Annotated in this window: 15 protein-coding genes; 14 read left to right on the forward strand and 1 reads right to left on the reverse strand. The window is 71.4% G+C overall.

Features of this window, described 5'->3' with window-relative positions; translation table 11 throughout:
• The first annotated feature begins 22 nt into the window (after positions 1 to 22).
• From ku to ACWEV0_RS20370, 12 genes are all read left to right on the forward strand, one after another.
• Positions 23 to 1,129 carry a non-homologous end joining protein Ku gene (ku, locus tag ACWEV0_RS20315; RefSeq protein ID WP_453150723.1) on the forward strand — a complete coding sequence of 369 codons (1,107 nt, stop codon included), beginning with the start codon at positions 23 to 25 and terminating at the stop codon, positions 1,127 to 1,129.
• Between the two features lie 536 nt (positions 1,130 to 1,665).
• Complete coding sequence (locus ACWEV0_RS20320) at positions 1,666 to 2,304, forward strand: response regulator transcription factor (protein WP_453150724.1); 639 nt, start codon at positions 1,666 to 1,668, stop codon at positions 2,302 to 2,304.
• 117 nt (positions 2,305 to 2,421) lie between these two features.
• Entirely contained in the window at positions 2,422 to 3,222 is an 801-nt protein-coding gene (locus tag ACWEV0_RS20325) for a helix-turn-helix domain-containing protein (RefSeq protein WP_453150725.1), read from the forward strand.
• Between the two features lie 142 nt (positions 3,223 to 3,364).
• The gene (locus ACWEV0_RS20330) at positions 3,365 to 4,069 is read left to right on the forward strand and encodes a 4'-phosphopantetheinyl transferase family protein (RefSeq protein ID WP_453150726.1); all 705 of its coding nucleotides are present in this window, start codon (positions 3,365 to 3,367) and stop codon (positions 4,067 to 4,069) included.
• Between the two features lie 299 nt (positions 4,070 to 4,368).
• On the forward strand, positions 4,369 to 7,134 hold the full coding sequence (locus ACWEV0_RS20335) for an alpha/beta fold hydrolase (protein WP_453150727.1): 2,766 nt from the start codon (positions 4,369 to 4,371) through the stop codon (positions 7,132 to 7,134).
• A gap of 70 nt (positions 7,135 to 7,204) precedes the next feature.
• Complete coding sequence (locus ACWEV0_RS20340) at positions 7,205 to 8,131, forward strand: NAD-dependent epimerase/dehydratase family protein (protein ID WP_453150728.1); 927 nt, start codon at positions 7,205 to 7,207, stop codon at positions 8,129 to 8,131.
• A 12-nt stretch (positions 8,132 to 8,143) separates the two neighbouring features.
• A complete protein-coding gene (locus tag ACWEV0_RS20345) occupies positions 8,144 to 8,581 on the forward strand; it encodes a nuclear transport factor 2 family protein (protein WP_453150729.1) in 438 nt (145 codons plus the stop codon).
• 14 nt (positions 8,582 to 8,595) lie between these two features.
• Positions 8,596 to 9,594, forward strand: coding sequence for a prephenate dehydratase (gene pheA, locus ACWEV0_RS20350; protein WP_453150730.1), 999 nt, complete (start codon positions 8,596 to 8,598; stop codon positions 9,592 to 9,594).
• A 720-nt stretch (positions 9,595 to 10,314) separates the two neighbouring features.
• The gene (locus tag ACWEV0_RS20355; RefSeq protein WP_453150731.1) at positions 10,315 to 10,989 is read left to right on the forward strand and encodes an FMN-dependent NADH-azoreductase; all 675 of its coding nucleotides are present in this window, start codon (positions 10,315 to 10,317) and stop codon (positions 10,987 to 10,989) included.
• 148 nt (positions 10,990 to 11,137) lie between these two features.
• Complete coding sequence (locus ACWEV0_RS20360) at positions 11,138 to 12,511, forward strand: class II 3-deoxy-7-phosphoheptulonate synthase (protein WP_453150732.1); 1,374 nt, start codon at positions 11,138 to 11,140, stop codon at positions 12,509 to 12,511.
• Complete coding sequence (locus tag ACWEV0_RS20365; RefSeq protein WP_453150733.1) at positions 12,508 to 12,966, forward strand: chorismate mutase; 459 nt, start codon at positions 12,508 to 12,510, stop codon at positions 12,964 to 12,966. Before ACWEV0_RS20360 ends, ACWEV0_RS20365 begins: the two co-directional genes overlap by 4 nt.
• 263 nt (positions 12,967 to 13,229) lie before the next feature.
• Positions 13,230 to 14,693, forward strand: coding sequence for a multicopper oxidase family protein (locus tag ACWEV0_RS20370; protein ID WP_453150734.1), 1,464 nt, complete (start codon positions 13,230 to 13,232; stop codon positions 14,691 to 14,693).
• Between the two features lie 73 nt (positions 14,694 to 14,766).
• On the opposite strand, the gene ACWEV0_RS20375 is transcribed toward ACWEV0_RS20370, so the two are convergent.
• On the reverse strand, positions 14,767 to 15,132 hold the full coding sequence (locus tag ACWEV0_RS20375; protein WP_451607291.1) for a winged helix-turn-helix transcriptional regulator: 366 nt from the start codon (positions 15,130 to 15,132) through the stop codon (positions 14,767 to 14,769).
• A gap of 136 nt (positions 15,133 to 15,268) precedes the next feature.
• Here ACWEV0_RS20375 and ACWEV0_RS20380 point away from each other — a divergent pair, with 136 nt between their 5' ends.
• Together ACWEV0_RS20380 and ACWEV0_RS20385 are read left to right on the forward strand one after the other, a co-directional pair.
• The gene (locus ACWEV0_RS20380) at positions 15,269 to 15,736 is read left to right on the forward strand and encodes a luciferase domain-containing protein (RefSeq protein ID WP_453150736.1); all 468 of its coding nucleotides are present in this window, start codon (positions 15,269 to 15,271) and stop codon (positions 15,734 to 15,736) included.
• A gap of 211 nt (positions 15,737 to 15,947) precedes the next feature.
• Positions 15,948 to 16,877 carry an NADP-dependent oxidoreductase gene (locus ACWEV0_RS20385; RefSeq protein WP_453150737.1) on the forward strand — a complete coding sequence of 310 codons (930 nt, stop codon included), beginning with the start codon at positions 15,948 to 15,950 and terminating at the stop codon, positions 16,875 to 16,877.
• The last annotated feature ends 120 nt before the right edge of the window (positions 16,878 to 16,997 follow it).

Below are 16,997 nucleotides of genomic sequence, written 5' to 3' on the forward strand. Positions count from 1 at the left end.
ACCAGGACGAAGGGGATGAAGCGTGCGATCCATCTGGAACGGGGCCATATCCTTCGGCCTGGTCAGCATCCCGATCAAGCTGGTCAACGCCACCGAGAGCCGGTCGGTCTCCTTCCGGCAGATCCACACCGAGGACGGCGGCCGGATCCGCTACAAGAAGGTGTGCGAGCTGGACGGCGAGGAGGTCACCCAGGCCGAGATCGGCAAGGCGTACGAGGACGCCGACGGGTCCATGATCCCGATCACCGACGAGGACCTGGCCGCGCTGCCGCTGCCGACGGCGAAGACGATCGAGATCGTGGCCTTCGTGCCGGCCGGCGACATCGACCCGCTCCAGATGGACGCCGCGTACTACCTCTCGGCCAACGGTGTGCCCGCCGCCAAGCCGTACACCCTCCTCCGCGAGGCGCTGAAGCGCAGCGACAAGGTGGCCGTCGCGAAGTACGCGCTGCGCGGGCGGGAGCGGCTCGGCATGCTGCGCGTCGTCGACGACGTGATCGCCATGCACGGACTGCTCTGGCCGGACGAGATCCGCGCCCCGGAGGGCGTCGCGCCCGAGACCCAGGTGACCGTGCGGGAGGCCGAACTCGACCTGGCGGACGCCCTGATGGCCACGCTCGGCGAGGTCGACATCACCAGCCTGCACGACGACTACCGCGAGGCCGTCGAGGAGATGATCGCGGCCAAGGCGGAGGGCGGCGGGGCCGTGGCGCCCGCGGAGCCCGCGGCGGCGGGCGGCGGCAAGGTCATCGACCTGATGGCGGCCCTGGAGAGCAGCGTGCGCGCGGCGAAGGAGGCCCGCGGCGAGTCGGCCGAGATCACCGAGCTCCGGCCGCGTGGGCGGGCGGCGGCGTCCCGGGCCGAGCCCAAGGAGACCGGGGCGAAGAAGTCCACGGCCCGCACGGCGGCGAAGAAGACGGCGGCACCGGCCCGGAAGTCCACGGCGAAGACGGCGAAGACGGCCGCCGCGAAGTCCACCGCCACCGCCACCAAGTCCACCGCCACCAGGTCCACCGCGGCGAAGAAGCAGGCCGCGAAGGCGACGAAGGCGGCAAAGGCCACGAAGGCGACGAAGGCTGCGAAGAAGGAGCCCGCGAAGAAGGCGACTCCGCACAAGCGGACGGCCTGAGACCTGAACCTCCGGTTCCGCCAATGTGGCCGGAAGTGACCCCCGACACATCCGTCCGCGGTCCCTGGCAAAGAGAATCCCATGCCGGATCCAGGAGGTCTCAATATGCGGAACGGACCCTCGGCGCACATGCGGGTGGGCAGCGCACACGCGTGTTCCTGACTGTTTTCGGCCGAGCCTCGGACCGCCCTGACCGGCGGGGCGGGCCCCCGGTACCGCCCGAGCCCTGCCCAAAGCCCCACGGGGGGTGTCCGGAATGCTTCGCCCGGCACGGGGCGCACACCCGCGCCGTGTATCCTCGGAGATTAAAAAAATTCCCCGAACATTCCAGAGCGATTCGATGATCCGCGTTACTCCGTCGACATGACGTGTTTACGTCGGGGATCTTTGACAAAGCGAAGCGGCGGTTTTTAGACTCCTGGGGACACTAGTCCATGGGGGAGATGATGAGTCAGCGTACGCAAGAAAAACCTGCACCTCTCATATCGGAAAACATAATTCCCGCCGCGGCCGGCGAAGTCTGGCGGATCCTGGTGGTGGAGCGCGACCTCACGTACGCGGAGTCGCTGATGGCGGGCCTCCGCCGGCACGGCCACCAGGTGACCAGGGTCGAGACGGGCGGCGCCGCCCTGCAGGTCTACGGCAACACCGACCTCGTCCTCATCGATCTCGAACTGCCGGACCTGGACGGCCTGGAGGTCTGCCGGGCCATCCGCGCCGCCGGCGAGACCCCGATCATCGCGCTCACCGCGCGCGGCACCGAGCTCGACCGTGTCCTCGGCCTGCAGGCCGGTGCCGACGACTACATGGTCAAGCCGTACGGGTTCCACGAGCTGATGGCCCGCATGCAGGCCGTCATGCGCCGCGCGAAGCCCCGGCCGCAGACCGTGGACGTCATCGACCAGGGGCCGCTGCGCATCGACGCCGGGGCCCGGCAGGTCAGCCTGGACGGAAAGCGGATCGACGTCACCCGCAAGGAGTTCGACGTCCTTTATCTGCTCGCCTCCAATCCCGGAAACGTCGTGCCGCGCAAAAAGCTCATGCAGCAGATCTGGGGGGATTCCTGGTCCCGTCGCACCGTCGACACGCATGTCAGCAGCCTGCGCAGCAAGCTCGGCTGTCCTGACTGGATCGTCACCATTCGCGGAGTCGGATTCAGACTCGGCCACGGGTGAAATCCGGTGGATTTAGACATCCATTCCGCTCAGTGCGCATTTCGGCAGGCTTCGGAACAGGACGGAAAAAAGAAAATGACTCACCCGGGAACGCACATCCCTCCACGGACCATGTGCGTGGGCGAGGAATGCAGGCGAAACGCCGCCGACGGCGGCACGAAACGATCCGCGCGACCGGGGCTCCGGCTCTGCCCCACCTGTCTCACCCGGCTGGTCGCCACGGTCGAGGAGCTGCCCGGCCTCTACGCCGAGTGTGAGCGGCTGCTCGGCGGCGGCGGCCCCGCACGCGGCGGCGGCGAACGGCGCGGCACCGGCGGCGCGCCCGCCGGGATTCCCCTCAACGGCCCGGCGGCCGAGGTGCGTTCGGCGATCGTCGCCACCCTCGCCTCCTGGAGCGGACTCATCGCCGACGAACGCCGCTTCCCGGCACCCCGGCGCAATCCGGCCCACCTCGCGGCGTTCGTGCTGCGCAGCGCCGAGTGGCTCGCCGCGCACCCGGCCGCCGCCGACGCCACCCGCGAGCTGCACCGGCTGGCCCGCGCGGCCCGCCGGGTGGCCCGCGCCGAGCCCGCCCGCGAACTGCCGGTCGGGCCCTGCGTGGAGCCCGGCTGCACGGGCCGGCTCGCCGTCCCGCCCGGCGCCCGCCACATCGAGTGCGACGCCGACCGGGCGCACCGCTGGGGCGCCCCCGACTGGTCCCGGCTGCGCCGCGCGGCCGCCCCCGAATCGGGCGAACGCTGGCTCACCGCCCGGGACATCGCCGAGCTCTTCGGCGCGCCCACCGGCACCGTGTACCGCCTCGCCAGCGAGCAGCGCTGGCGCCGCCGCAACCTGGGCGGCCGCACCTACTACGCGGAGGCCGACGTCGACGGCACCTTCAGCCGCCGCCGCACCCCGGCGACGACCGGGACGCCGTAACGACAGCGGCACGCGTCCCGCCTCAAGCCCTCAACCCCTCAACCCCGCAACCCCACAACACCGCACCCCTCTCGCCCCGCCCGCCCCCGAGGCCGGCGGGGCGAGGTCTGTGCCCGTCGCCGCCCCGTGAGGACACCGCACCATGCAGGCCGAAGCCTGGCTTCTGGAGCTCGCCGAGAGCTCCGCCGACGACCTCGACACCGCCACCCTCGACGCCCACGAACGCGAGCGCGCCGCCGCCTTCCTCCGGGCCGAGGACCGGCGGCTCTACACCGCCGCGCACGTCGCGCTGCGCGCCGTCCTCGGGCGGCTGCTCGGTGAGCGGCCCGGCGACCTCGTCTTCGCGCGGGAGCCCTGCCCGTGCTGCGGGGCGCCGCACGGGCGGCCGGTGCTCGCCGTGCCGGAGCCGCCGGTGCACTTCTCGCTGTCGCACACCCGGGGCCGCGTCCTCGTCGCGACCGCGCCCGTCCCGGTCGGCGCCGACGTCGAGTGCGCCCAAGTCCCCACGGCCGTACGGGACCTGCTGCCCGCGCTGCATCCGCGCGAGCGGTCGGAGGTCGAGGCCGCCGCCGACCCGGAGCGCGGGGCGGCCGTCCTGAGCCGGATCTGGGCCCGCAAGGAGGCGTATCTGAAGGGCATCGGCACCGGCCTGGGCCGGGCCACCACACTGGACGACCTCACCGGCGAACCGGCCGGCTGGACCGTGTACGACCTGCCGTGCGGCCCCCGCCATCACGGCGCGCTCGCCGTCCGCGCACCGCGGTCCGCCACCCGCGCACCGCGCCTCCACCGGATCGCGTCCCCGACCGAAATCCATGACAACCCGCACACACCGACCGGGATTTGAGAAACCCGACAGAGCTCTGACACGATGCCCATTGAACCCGGCGGCCCAACCGAAGAAGCTGGTTGTCAAGGTCCGGTGCGTTGCCTCCACCGTGTGACCAGCCCAGCCGGAAGCACCCTTCCGGCCCGGTAGATCCCCGCCCCCACGAAACCCGACGCCGCCGTCGCGCCGCCCATCCCGCGGCCGGCGGCGGCCGTGTTTCCGGACCCGTCACAGGGCCCCTCACGCGAACCGTGTGCACGGCCCTCGCGCGGAGCGCCCGCACCGTACACCCCACTCAGCGAAGAGAGGACATCGCCATGACCGTGGCCATCCCATCGATCCGGACCGTCGCCGACCTGCTGCTCCAGGCGGCGGAGGACCACCCCGGCAACGGGGTCCTCTACCACGAGGGCGATGCCACTTCCGAGGACAGCCACCTCCAGCCGTATCCCGAGCTCGTCCGCGAGGCCCGCCGGGTCCTCACCGCCCTGCGCGACCGCGGCCTCGCCCCGCAGGACAAGGTCGTGCTGCTCCTGGAGCGCCCGCAGGAGTTCCTGACCGCCTTCTGGGCCTGCCTCCTCGGCGGCTACATACCAGTGCCGATGGCCCCGCTCGGCGGCGACCCGGAGCGCTGGGCCGCCCAGCTCGGGCACGTCGACACCCTCCTGGACCACCCGCTGGTCGTCACCAGCGAGTCCCTCGCCGCCGAACTGCCCCGCGTCGAGGGCCTGGCCGTCACCGCCCTGGAGACGCTGTACGGGGCCGAGCCGGCCGACACCGCGACGCTGCACGAGGCCGCGCCGGAGGACACCGCGCTGCTCGTCCTCACCTCCGGCTCCACCGGCAACTCCAAGGCCGTCCGCCTCACCCACGCCAACCTGCTCGCCTCCATGGCCGGCAAGAACAGCGCCCACCGCATCGGCGCCGACGACATCTCGCTCAACTGGGTCTCCTTCGACCACGTCGCCGCGCTCCTGGAGTGCCACCTGCTCCCGCTGTCCGTCGGCGCCACCCAGCTGCACGTCCAGGCCACCGTCGTCCTCGGCGAGCCGCTCGACTTCCTGCGGCTGATCTCCCGCTACGGCGTCACCATGACGTTCACCCCGAACTTCCTGCTCGGCCTGCTCAACGCTTCCGCCGACCGGCTCACCGAGAACGGCCCGGTGGACCTGTCCAAGCTGCGCCACATCATCAGCGGCGGCGAGGCCGTCGTCCGCACCACCGGCGAGACCTTCCTGGAGCGTTTCGCGCCGTACGGCCTCAAGGGCGACACCGTGTGGCCCGCCTTCGGCATGACCGAGACCTGCGCCGGCTCCATCTACTCCCGCGAGTTCCCGCTCTCCGACCAGGGCCAGGAGTTCGCCAACCTCGGCCGCCCCGTCGACGGCCTGCGGATCCGCGTCGCCGACGAGCTCGACCGCCCGCTCGGCGAGGGCGAGGTCGGCGAGCTCCAGCTCATCGGCCCGATGATCACGCCCGGCTACCACAACAACGAGCAGGCCACCAAGGAGGCCTTCACCGCCGACGGCTGGTTCCGCAGCGGCGACCTCGGCCGGATCGACGAGGGCCGGCTCACCCTGGTCGGGCGCAGCAAGGACAGCATCATCGTCAACGGCGTCAACTACTTCAGCCACGACATCGAGACCCTGCTCCAGGAGCTCGACGACGTCGCCCGCTCCTACGTCGCCGCCTTCCCGACCCGCGCCCCCGGCTCCGACACCGAGCAGCTCGTCATCGCCTTCCACCCGGAGACCGAGGAGGGCGACGAACTCGCCCTCTACCGCGTGCTCTCCGCCGTCCGCTCCAGCGTCGTCATGCACTGGGGCTTCCGCCCCTCGCTGATCCTGCCGCTGCCGAAGGACGCCTTCCCCAAGACCAGCCTCGGCAAGATCCAGCGCCCGCTGATGCGCAAGCGCCTGGAGGCCGGCGCGTACGCCGAGACCGTCGACGCCGTCGCCGACCTCATCCTGCGCCGCCTCGGCGGCTACACCGCGCCCGAGGGCGAGACCGAGACGGTCCTCGCCGGCATCTACGCCGAGATGTTCGACACCGACCCGGCGAAGCTGAGCGCCACCGCCAACTTCTTCGACCTCGGCGGCACCTCGCTCGACATCCTGCGGCTGCGCAGCCTGGTCGCCCAGCGCCTCGGCGCGAACGACCTCCAGGTCATCACCGTCCTCACCAACCCCACCGTCCGCCAGCTCGCCGCCCGGCTCGCCGAGGACGCCAGCGGCGTCGTGGAGCGCCCGTACGACCCGATCGTGCCCATGCAGGTGATCGGCGACAAGACGCCGCTGTTCTGCGTCCACCCGGGCGTCGGCGAGGTCCTCGTCTTCGTCAACCTCGCCAAGTACTTCGTCGGCGACCGGCCGTTCTACGCGCTCCGCGCCCGCGGCTTCAACCCCGGCGAGAAGCCCTTCGAGAGCTTCGAGGAGATGGTCTCCACCTACGTGGCCGCCATCCGCGAGAAGCAGCCGCACGGCCCCTACGCGCTGGCCGGCTACTCGTACGGCGGCGCCGTCGCCTTCGAGATGGCCAAGGTCCTGGAGGCCGAGGGCGAGAAGGTCGACTTCGTCGGCAGCTTCAACCTGCCGCCGCACATCAAGTACCGCATGGACGAGCTCGACTTCGTCGAGACCGCCGCCAACCTCGCCTTCTTCCTGGCGCTCATCGACAAGAAGCAGTCGCTCGAACTCCCGAAGCAGCTGCGCCACCTGTCGAAGGAGGAGCAGCTCGCCTACTTCATCGACAACGCGCCGCAGGCCCGCCTCGCCGAACTCGACCTGGACCTGCCCAAGTTCACGGCCTGGGCCGAGCTCGCCGACGGCCTCACCAACCTGGGCCGCACCTACTCCCCGTCCGGCCGGGTGCGCGGCATGTCGGTCTTCTACGCGATCCCGCTGCGCGGGACCAAGGAAGACTGGCTCAACAATGAGCTGAGCCGCTGGAAGGAGCACTCCGACGACGTCAACTTCATCGACGTCCCCGGCGAGCACTACACGCTCATGGGCCCGCAGCACGTGGCGAGCTTCCAGTCGATCCTCCGCAAGGAGCTCGACCGGGCGCTTGGCGACGGCAAGTAGGCGCGCAGGCGGCGGCAAAACGTCAGTTCCGCGATCAAATCTGAGATCAATCTGAGGGGATTGAACCACCATGCAAGGCAAGAAGATCCTGGTCACCGGCGGCACCGGACAGGTGGCCGGCCCGGTCGCCAAGGCGCTGGCCAAGGACAACGAGGTCTGGGCGCTGGGCCGCTTCGGCTCCCCGGGTTCGGAGGAGGCGCTGCGCGAGCACGGCATCACCACCTTCCGCTGGGACATGAACGACACCAGCGAGGAAAGCCTCAAGGGCCTGCCCGAGGACTTCACGCACGTCATCCACTCCGCCGTGAACCGCGGTGAGGACGGCGACTTCAACAACGCCATCGAGGTCAACACGGTCGCCGCCGGGCGCCTGATGACCCACTGCCGTACGGCCGAGGCCTTCCTGTACGTGTCGACCGGCGCGCTCTACAAGCGCCAGACGCTCGACCACAAGTACAAGGAGACCGACCCGGTCGACGGCGTCGCCGACTGGCTTCCGGTCTACCCGGTCGTCAAGATAGCCACGGAGGGCGCGGTCCGCGCGTACGCGCAGACGCTCGGCCTGCCCACCATCATCGCCCGCCTCAACATCGCGTACGGGCCCGGCGGTTACGGCGGCGTGCCGATGATCTACTTCAAGCGGATGCTCGCCGGCGAGCCCATCCCGGTCCCGATCGAGGGCCAGAACTGGTGCTCCCTGCTCTACACCGACGACCTGATCGAGCAGGTCCCGCACCTGTGGAACGCGGCGACCGTGCCCGCCACCCTCACCAACTGGGGCGGCGACGAGTCCGTCGGCATGACCGACTGCGTCCGCTACCTGGAGGAGCTCACCGGCGTCGAGGCCAAGCTGGCGCCGAGCGAGGTCACCCGCGAGACCTACCAGTTCGACCCGACGCTGCGGAAGCAGCTGACCGGCCCGTGCAAGGTCGACTGGCGCGAGGGCATCCGCCGCACGGTCGAGTCCATGTATCCCGAGTACGCGAAGAAGGCCTGAGGCACCGCGCAGATGACCACCACGACCCCCACCTCGACCCCCGCCTCGACCACCACCTCGAGCAACCTGGACCTGATCCACGCCGCGTACGCGGCCTTCCGCGACCGTGACATCGACGCGCTCGTCGCGACCATGGCCGAGGACATGCAGTGGATCCACCCCGAGACCATGGACAAGTACGGCCTCGGCGGCACCAAGCACGGCCACGCCGGCGTCCGCGCCTTCCTGGCCCACGTCCCGACCGTGCTCGGCGGGATGAAGCTCCAGCCGCTGGAGTTCCTCGACAACGGCGACCGGGTCGTCGTCTTCGGCGTCCGTGACGTCACCTCCCGCTCCGGCCACACCGAGACGCTGCAGTTCGTCCACTCGTGGACGTTCCGCGACGGCAAGGCCGTGCGCATGGAGGACATCTTCGACACGGTCGCGTTCCACCGGGTGATCGAGAGCTGACGGGTGCCCCGGCCATGACCTTCGCCTCATACGCCTATCTGGGCCCGGAGGGCACCTTCACGGAGGCGGCGCTGCGCAGGCTGCCCGGCTACGCGGAGGAACTGCCCCGTCGGCCGTACCCCAGCGTGCCGGCGGCGCTCGACGCCGTACGGCGCGGTGACTGCGCGGTCGCCGTCGTCCCGCTGGAGAACTCGGTGAAGGGCGTCGTGCCCGCCACCATGGACCAGCTGGCCGAGGCGGAGCTGCACATCATCGGCGAGGTGGAACTCGCGGTGACCTTCGCCCTGATGGCGCCGGAGGGCACGGAGCTGGCGGACGTACGGGAGGTGGTCAGCCACCCGCACGCGCTCGCGCAGTGCGCGGGCTGGCTGGCCGAGCACCTCCCGGACGCCCGTACCGTGCCCGCCGACTCCACGGCGGCCGCGGCGGCGGGCGCGCACGGCGGGACGGCGGCCATCGCCGCCCCGCCGGCGGCCGAGCGGTACGGGCTCCGGATCCTGGCCGAGGGCCTCGGCCGCCGCGGCGGAGCGGTCACCCGCTTCGTCGCGGTCGCCCCGGCCTGGCTCCCGGCCGCCCGCACCGAACGCGACCGCACCTCCCTCGTCGTCACCACCGCCGACGGCGGCCCGTCCCGCCTCGCGGACGTCCTCGGCCTCTTCTCGGGCCGCGGCATTCCGGTGAGCCGCATCCACTCCTGGCCCACCGGCGAACGCCTCGGCAGCTACCGCTACTTCGTCGACCTCGACGGCCACGTCGAGAACCCGGCGGTCCGCGGCGCCCTGTCGGCCCTGCCGGCGGTCGGCGCGGGCGCGCGCTTCCTGGGGAGCTATCCGCGGTGGGCGGGCGCGGGCGCGGCCGTCGGCCCGATGCCGGGCCAGGGCGTCGTGGCCGGCGCGGCGGGGTCCGGTGCCGTGGCCGGATCGGCTGCGGGGTCCGGTGCCGTGGCCGGGTCCGTGACCGCGGAGCCGGCGGACGCCCAGTACGCCCTGCCGGGCGCGCGAAGGGCTGCCTGACGGGGGCCCCGGCCTCGCGCCCTGGGCCGTGAGACGGGGGTCTCCGGGTCCCCCTGGGGCTCGGGCCTCGGCCCCTCGGCCGGCCCCGGAGTTGCAGGCCACGGGGCCTGCGGACCTGGCAGCCGGTTTGGCCGCCGGGCCGGCTTCCGGCCTTCCGGTCGGGTCCGTGCCCGGCTGAGCCGGCGGCCGGTCCGACCCTTCCGGGGCGCGGGGACGCTGTCTGACGGCGGCCCGGCTCTACGGGTCCTCGGCTCCGCCTCCTGGCCACGACCGGCACTCCGGCTGGATCCGCGGGGCCGCCGTACGCCTGCCGGGCCCCGGACTGGGCCGGGAGGCCCGGGCTTCCGGGCTGCCTGGTTCTCTGCCCTTGGTCTCTCGGCCGAGGCCTGCGGGCCTGGCGGTTGGCCGGGCTGTCGGGCCGGCTTCGTCCTGCACCGGCACTGGACTGGACTCAGGCTCAGGCTACGGCTCCGGCACCGGCACCGGTCCGGGCCCAGGCACCGGACTGGACTCAGCCACCGGCACCGGCACCGGTCCCGCCCCCGCTCCGGGGTCCGGGTCTCCCGCCCTCCCGGGAGGCCCGGGCTCCTCTCGCCGGGGTCGATCGCGCGGGGCCGGCGGGCGGGTCGTACGTCGCCTGCCCGGCGCGCGACCTCCTGCGTCGCGCTGCTCATCCCCGTTCCACCCCCACCGCACCGGACCGTCAGGAGAGACCACCCCATGTCCACCCTGCTCCACATCGACACCAGCGCCCGCCTCGGTTCCACCACCCGCCGGGTCACGGCCGAGTTCGCCGCGTCGTGGCGGGCCGCGCACGAGGGCGGCGTGACCGTGTACCGCGACCTCGGGGCCGCGCCCGTGCCGCACATCGACGGGGCGCAGATGGCCGTCATGCAGCGGATCGAGACGGCCGGCGTCCGTGACCTCGACGAGGCGCGCGGGGCGGCGCGGACGGTGGAGGAGAAGGAGAGCTGGGAGATCACCTGGGAGCTGGTCGACGAGGTGCTCGCGGCCGACACGATCCTCCTGGGCCTGCCCATGCACAACTTCTCGCTGCCCTCGACGTTCAAGGCGTGGCTCGACCGGGTCGTCGTCGCGCCGCTGGTCGTCGACCCCGAGACCGGCACCGGTCCGCTGGCCGGCAAGCGGGTCGTCGTGGTCACCGCGCGCGGCGGCGCGTACGGCCCGGGGACGCCCCGGCACGCGTACGACTTCCAGGAGCCCTATCTGAAGGCCGCGTTCAGCATGATCGCGCTCGCGGACGACCTGACCTTCCTGCACGCCGAGATGACCAAGTCCGGTCATGTCCCGCGCCTCGCCGGCTTCCAGCAGATGGCGGCCGAGTCGCTGAAGGCGGCGCTCGCGGGCGCGCGCGAGCACGCCCGGCGCGCCTGACCCCGTACCGGCCCGACCGACGTCCCACAAGACCTGCGGCGCTCCCCTCCGCCGCAGCCCGGCGGTCCCGGCCGGGCGTCCCCGTTCGCGGGCGGCGCCCGGCGGGACCGTCACACCCCGCCTCGCTACCTCTCCGGGAGCTTCCGTCATGGAGACCTTGAAATCCCAGAACCCGACCCTTGAATTCGAACTGGTGAACACATGGGGCGGGCTGCCCGCGGCCCAGCAGCCCGAGTACCCCGACCCCGCCGCCCTCCTCCGCGTCACCGCCGAGCTCGCCGCCGCGCCGCCGCTGGTCTTCTCGGGCGAGTGCGACCGGCTCAAGGACCGGCTCGCCGCCGTCGCCCGCGGCGAGGCGCTGCTGCTCCAGGGCGGCGACTGCGCCGAGACCTTCGACCGGGTTTCCGCCGAGACCGTGCACAGCAAGCTGAACACGCTGATGCAGATGTCCGCCGTGCTCACCTACGCCGCCGCCATGCCGGTCGTGAAGGTCGGCCGGATCGCCGGCCAGTACGCCAAGCCGCGCTCCAAGCCCACCGAGACCCGCGACGGCCTCACGCTCCCCACCTACCGCGGCGACGCCGTCAACGGCCTCCCCTTCACCGCCGAGGCCCGGGTCCCCGACCCGGAGCGGTTGCTGCGGATGTACCAGGCGTCCTCCAACACCCTCAACCTCGTCCGGGCGTTCACCGCCGGCGGCTACGCGGCCCTCAGCCAGGTCCACGAGTGGAACCGCGACTTCATCGCCACCTCCCCGCAGCGCGAGCAGTACGAGGCCATCGCCGACGGCATCGACCGCGCGTTGAAGTTCATGCAGGCCACCGGCGCCAGCCCGCGCGCCTTCGACGACTCCGAGTTCTACGTCTCCCACGAGGGCCTGCTGCTCGACTACGAGGCCCCGCTCACCCGCCACGACCCCGAGGCCGGCCGCGTCTACGCCACCTCCGGCCACATGCTGTGGATCGGCGAGCGCACCCGGGACCTCGACGGCGCCCACGTCGAGTACTTCTCCCGCATCGACAACCCGATCGGCGTGAAGCTCGGCCCCAGCACCACCGCCGACACCGCGCTGCGGCTGATCGACCGGCTCGACCCGAACCGCGAGCCGGGCCGGCTCACCTTCGTCGTACGGCTCGGGGTCGACCAGGTCCACGACGTGCTGCCCGGCCTGGTCGAGAAGGTCACCGCGTCCGGCGCCCGGGTGGCCTGGGTCTGCGACCCGATGCACGGCAACACCGTCGAGGCCCCGTCCGGCCACAAGACCCGGCACTTCGACGACATCCTCGGCGAGGTCCGCGCCTTCTTCGAGGTGCACAGGTCGCTCGGCACGCACGCCGGCGGCATCCACGTCGAGCTCACCGGCGACGACGTGACGGAGTGCGTGGGCGGCGGGCACGACCTCGGCTTCCCCGACCTCTTCGAGCGGTACGAATCGGCCTGCGACCCGCGGCTCAACCGCAGCCAGTCGCTTGATCTGGCCTTCCTGGTCTCGGAGTTCCTGCACCGCGAGGAGCAGGCATGACGGACGTGTCAGGCGCAACAGGCGCAACAGGCGCAACAGGGGTGACAGGCGTGACGACAGCTGAGGCACGAGCGGAACTCGCGCGGCTGCGGGCCAGCATCGACAACCTCGACGCGGCCGTCGTGCACCTGCTCGCCGAGCGCTTCACCCACACCCGCCGGGTCGGCGAGCTGAAGGCGGAGCACGGTCTGCCGCCGGCCGACCCGGCCCGGGAGGCCCGGCAGGTCGCCCGGCTGAGAGCCATCGCCGAATCGGCCCGGCTCGAACCGGATTTCGCGGAGAAGTTCCTGGGCTTCGTCGTGGCCGAGGTCATCCGGCACCACGAGTCGATCGCCGAGTCTTTCGCGGAGTCTTTCGTCGAGCCGTCGGCCGAGTCGTCGGCCGAGCCTTTCGCCGAGCCGTTGGCCGGGCCATTGGCCGAGACGATCGCAATGGAACGACGAATTCCGGCCTAGGGCGCCCCGACCGGCCTTCGGTCCGTCCTGGCGGAATCTTGACATTCGCTTGCCGAAAACTGACACAGCGCGAGCGTGACCTGCGGAATTGCACGTACCCCTGAATCTTCCTCCATTGATCAAGTCCTGGGGCCACCGGAGAATTATGGCCATGATCCGGTCCGATTCTCCGTGGCCGGACTCGTTCACGACGGACTACTCCCGGACGCCGGTCTCGGCCGCATCGCCGAGCCGCGGTCCGGGGGCATCATGGGGGATTTTTCGTGATCACTCGTCGAAACGTACTGAAGGCGGGCGCGGCGGTGGCCGGTACGGCCGGCGCCGCCGGCCTGCTGATACCGGCCGCGAGCGGCACCGCGCAGGCGGCCGACCTCGATCCGGCCACCGTGCCCAAGTTCACCCAGGCCATGCCGATCCCGCCGACGCTCACCCCGTACTCCTCCACCGGCACCGCGGACTACTACGCGATGACCATGAAGGAGGCGGACGTCGAGATCCTGCCGGGCCGCCTCACCCGGGTCCGCACCTTCAACGGCAGCTTCCCCGGCCCGGTCATCCGCGCCAAGTCGGGCGTGCGGGCCGTGGTGCAGCAGACGAACAACCTGCCCGTCGCCACCTCCGTCCACCTGCACGGCGCACACGTGCCGGCGGACAGCGACGGCGGCCCGATGGACCTCATCGCGGCGAACGGCGGCACCAAGACCTACACGTACCCGAACGACCAGCCGCACGCGAACCTCTGGTACCACGACCACGCGCACCACGCGGAGTCGGAGAACGTCTTCCGCGGTCTGAGCGGTACGTACCTGCTCACCGACGACGTCGAGAAGAGCAACAGCACCCTGCCGACGGGCGCGTACGACGTGCCGATACAGCTGCGCGACGCCCGCTTCGACGACCAGGGCCAGCTCGTGTACGCCATGGACGACTTCATGAACCGGAACGTCATCCTCGCCAACGGCAAGGCGTGGCCGTACTTCAACGTCGAACGCCGGCAGTACCGCTTCCGGATCTTCAACACGTCGAACATGCGGTACTTCAACCTCAGCCTGTCCAGCGGCGCGTTCACGCTGATCGGCACCGACGGCGGACTGCTCGAGAAGCCGCAGGACATGAGCAGCGTGATGCTCTCCCCGGGCGAGCGCGTCGACATCCTCATCGACTTCTACGAGTACCCGCTGAACAGCACCGTGGAGCTCAGGAACGCCGCCGACGCGATGCCCGGCGGCCCTGCGGACCAGATCACCAAGGTGCTCCAGTTCCGGATCGGCAGTACGGGTGCGAAGGACTTCGGCGCCATCCCGTACCAGATGCGCACCTTCCCGGCCCTGCCGCCGGCCACGGTCAACCGCTCGTTCACGCTGAGCATGGACGAGAACGGCCTGGCCACGGACATGGGCTACATCAACAACGCCAGCTACGACATGAACCGGATCGACACCGAGATCGCCTACGGCACCACGGAGATCTGGACCGTCACCAACGCCAACAAGATCATCCCGCACAACTTCCACGTCCACCTGGTGCAGTTCCGGGTCCTCGAACGGAACGGGAAGCCGATCACCTCCGGTCCCGAGGTCGGGCTCAAGGACACCGTCAACCTGAACCCGGGGGAGACGGTCAAGATCCAGGCCACGTTCACCGGTTACCGGGGGACGTACCTCTACCACTGCCACATCTTCGACCACGCGGCGATGGGCATGATGGCCCAGATGCGCGTCTCCTGACGGCGCGTACCGCACATGAAACGGCCGGCGCCCCGCCGAGAGCGGGTCGCCGGCCGTTCCGCGTCGTGCGCGCTCAGTCCGAGTCGAACGTGAGCCGGGACATGCTGATGTACTCGCGGTGCTCCTCGGACCACTTGATGAGCGAGGCCACCTCACGGGACAGGGTCTGGCCGACCGGCGTCAGCTCGTAGTCCACCCGCGGCGGCGTGCTCGGCGTGACGGTCCGGATCACCAGACCGTCCCGCTCCAGGCTGCGCAACGTCAGGGTCAGCATCCGCTGCGAGATGCCGTCGATCGAGCGGCGCAGCTCCGAATAGCGCCGCGGCCCGTCGCCGAGCAGCGCCATGATCAGGACGCTCCATTTGTCGCCGACCCGGTCGAGCACATCCCGTAGCTGACAGGTGGTGAGACCCTCTCCGACCTGCTCGGGAACATTCATGTGCGTAGGTGTTTTTGAAGTGCCGTCTTCTGCCACAGCAGAAGGATCGCCCAGAATTCAGTCGGAAACAAGAAGTAACCAGCGCACGGAAAGTGCGCGGCTTCGCCGCACCCCGCACCGCACCGGAGGAATTCCCATGGCCGTCGATCTGAGCGTTCTGCCCCCGCGCAAGGGGACCCGTCCCGCGACGACCGGCCGGGAGATTCCGCACGACCAGCTCGAGGACTTCTCGCCGCGGGAGATCCGTGACGCGCTCGTCGCCCGCGCCCAGGAACTGCCCGGCGTCTTCACCAGCCCCAGCCTGGTCTCCGAGCCCGGCTCGCTCGCCCTCCGCCTCAACCGGCAGAACCGTCCGTTCGAGATGTTCCTGCACCCGTCGGTGGACGAGTTCGGCCACATCCACCGCTCCGGGTTCATGCACCTGTGCGTGCCGCTGGACTCGCTGGCCACGCTCACTGAGCTCGGCTGGACCGAGCCGCACCCGATCACCCGCCGCGCGGAGTTCCCGAACAGCATCGTGATGCTCTACGCGCCGCGTGACGAGGACGAGCTGGAGGTGGCGGCGACGGTGCTGCGGGCCTCGTACGAGCAGGCCGTGGCCTGACACCGGCCGCGGATCCCGGCTCCTGGGTCCCGGCTCCTGGATCCCGGATCTCGGATCCCGGCTCCTGGCACCTGGGTCCCGGCTCCTGGATCCCGGATCCCGGCTCCTGGCACCTGGATCCCGGACCCGGATCCCGGATCCCGGATCCCGTTCACCTTCCGCTTCACCCGCATTCACCGTTCCGCCGTTTCATCGGAAAGAGGAAACACCCATGCGCGCAGTGACCATCGACGAATTCGGCGCGGCCCCGACCGTCACCGAGGTGCCCAAGCCGGCCCCCGGTCCGGGCGAGATCCTCGTCAAGGTCAGCCACTCCTCCCTCAACGGCTTCGACGGCGCCGTCATCTACGGCTTCCTGAAGGACGTCCTTGAGCACAAGTTCCCGGTGACGCTCGGCAAGGACTTCGCCGGCACCGTCGAGGCCGTCGGTGAGGGCGTCGAGCGCGCCGCCGGCGACCGCGTCTTCGGCGTCGTGATGAAGCCCGTCGTCCAGGACGGCGCGCTCGCCGACTACGTGGTGGTGGGCGAGGGCTACGGCATCGCCGCCGCCCCCGAGGGCCTGGACGGCGCCCACGCCGGTGCGCTCGGCCTGGCCGGCTCGGCCGCCGTCGGCGTCGTCGACGCCCTCGCCCCGCAGCCGGGCGAGACCGTGCTGATCGTCGGCGCGACCGGCGGTGTCGGCGCGTACGCGGTGCAGCTCGCCGCCAAGGCCGGCGCCACCGTCATCGCCACCGCCAAGCCGGGCGAGGAGACCGACTTCGTCAAGGGCCTCGGCGCCGCGCACGTCGTCGACCACACCGGCGACCTGGCCGCCCAGGTCAAGGCCATCGCCCCGAACGGCGTGCACGCCGCCGCCCACCTGGCCGGCGACCCCGTCGCCGTCGCGACGCTCGTCGGCGCCGGCGGCCGGCTGGCCTCCACCCTGGGCTTCGGCCCGGAGGCGGCCGCCGAGCTCGACATCACCGTCACCTCCGTGATGGCCAACCCCGACCCGGCCACCCTGCAGCGCCTCGCCGACGCCGTCGTCTCCGGCGCCCTGACGGTGCCGATCGCCCAGAGCGTCGCCCTGGAGGCGGTCGGCCAGGGCTTCGCCGCCTTCGGCGCCGGCACCGTCGGCAAGATCGGCGTCACGGTCGCCTGACCCGCGTCTCGGTCGCCCGACCGCGGTACGGAGCAGCGCCAACGCCCGGCCGGGGCGCGGCGCCAGGCCCGGCCGTGACACGGCGCCCGCGCCCGCCGTGGCACGGCACAGCGCACCGCG

This window comes from Streptomyces sp. NPDC003943 (genome assembly GCF_053605265.1).

Coding starts and splice junctions, on each gene's coding strand:
- ACWEV0_RS20330 (WP_453150726.1), top strand. CDS start 3,365: ATGCAGGCCGAAGCCTGGCTTCTGGAGCTCGCCGAGAGCTCCGCCGAC.
- ACWEV0_RS20335 (WP_453150727.1), top strand. CDS start 4,369: ATGACCGTGGCCATCCCATCGATCCGGACCGTCGCCGACCTGCTGCTC.
- ACWEV0_RS20340 (WP_453150728.1), top strand. CDS start 7,205: ATGCAAGGCAAGAAGATCCTGGTCACCGGCGGCACCGGACAGGTGGCC.
- ACWEV0_RS20345 (WP_453150729.1), top strand. CDS start 8,144: ATGACCACCACGACCCCCACCTCGACCCCCGCCTCGACCACCACCTCG.
- pheA (WP_453150730.1), top strand. CDS start 8,596: ATGACCTTCGCCTCATACGCCTATCTGGGCCCGGAGGGCACCTTCACG.
- ACWEV0_RS20355 (WP_453150731.1), top strand. CDS start 10,315: ATGTCCACCCTGCTCCACATCGACACCAGCGCCCGCCTCGGTTCCACC.
- ACWEV0_RS20360 (WP_453150732.1), top strand. CDS start 11,138: ATGGAGACCTTGAAATCCCAGAACCCGACCCTTGAATTCGAACTGGTG.
- ACWEV0_RS20365 (WP_453150733.1), top strand. CDS start 12,508: ATGACGGACGTGTCAGGCGCAACAGGCGCAACAGGCGCAACAGGGGTG.
- ACWEV0_RS20375 (WP_451607291.1), bottom strand. CDS start 15,132: ATGAATGTTCCCGAGCAGGTCGGAGAGGGTCTCACCACCTGTCAGCTA.
- ACWEV0_RS20380 (WP_453150736.1), top strand. CDS start 15,269: ATGGCCGTCGATCTGAGCGTTCTGCCCCCGCGCAAGGGGACCCGTCCC.
- ACWEV0_RS20385 (WP_453150737.1), top strand. CDS start 15,948: ATGCGCGCAGTGACCATCGACGAATTCGGCGCGGCCCCGACCGTCACC.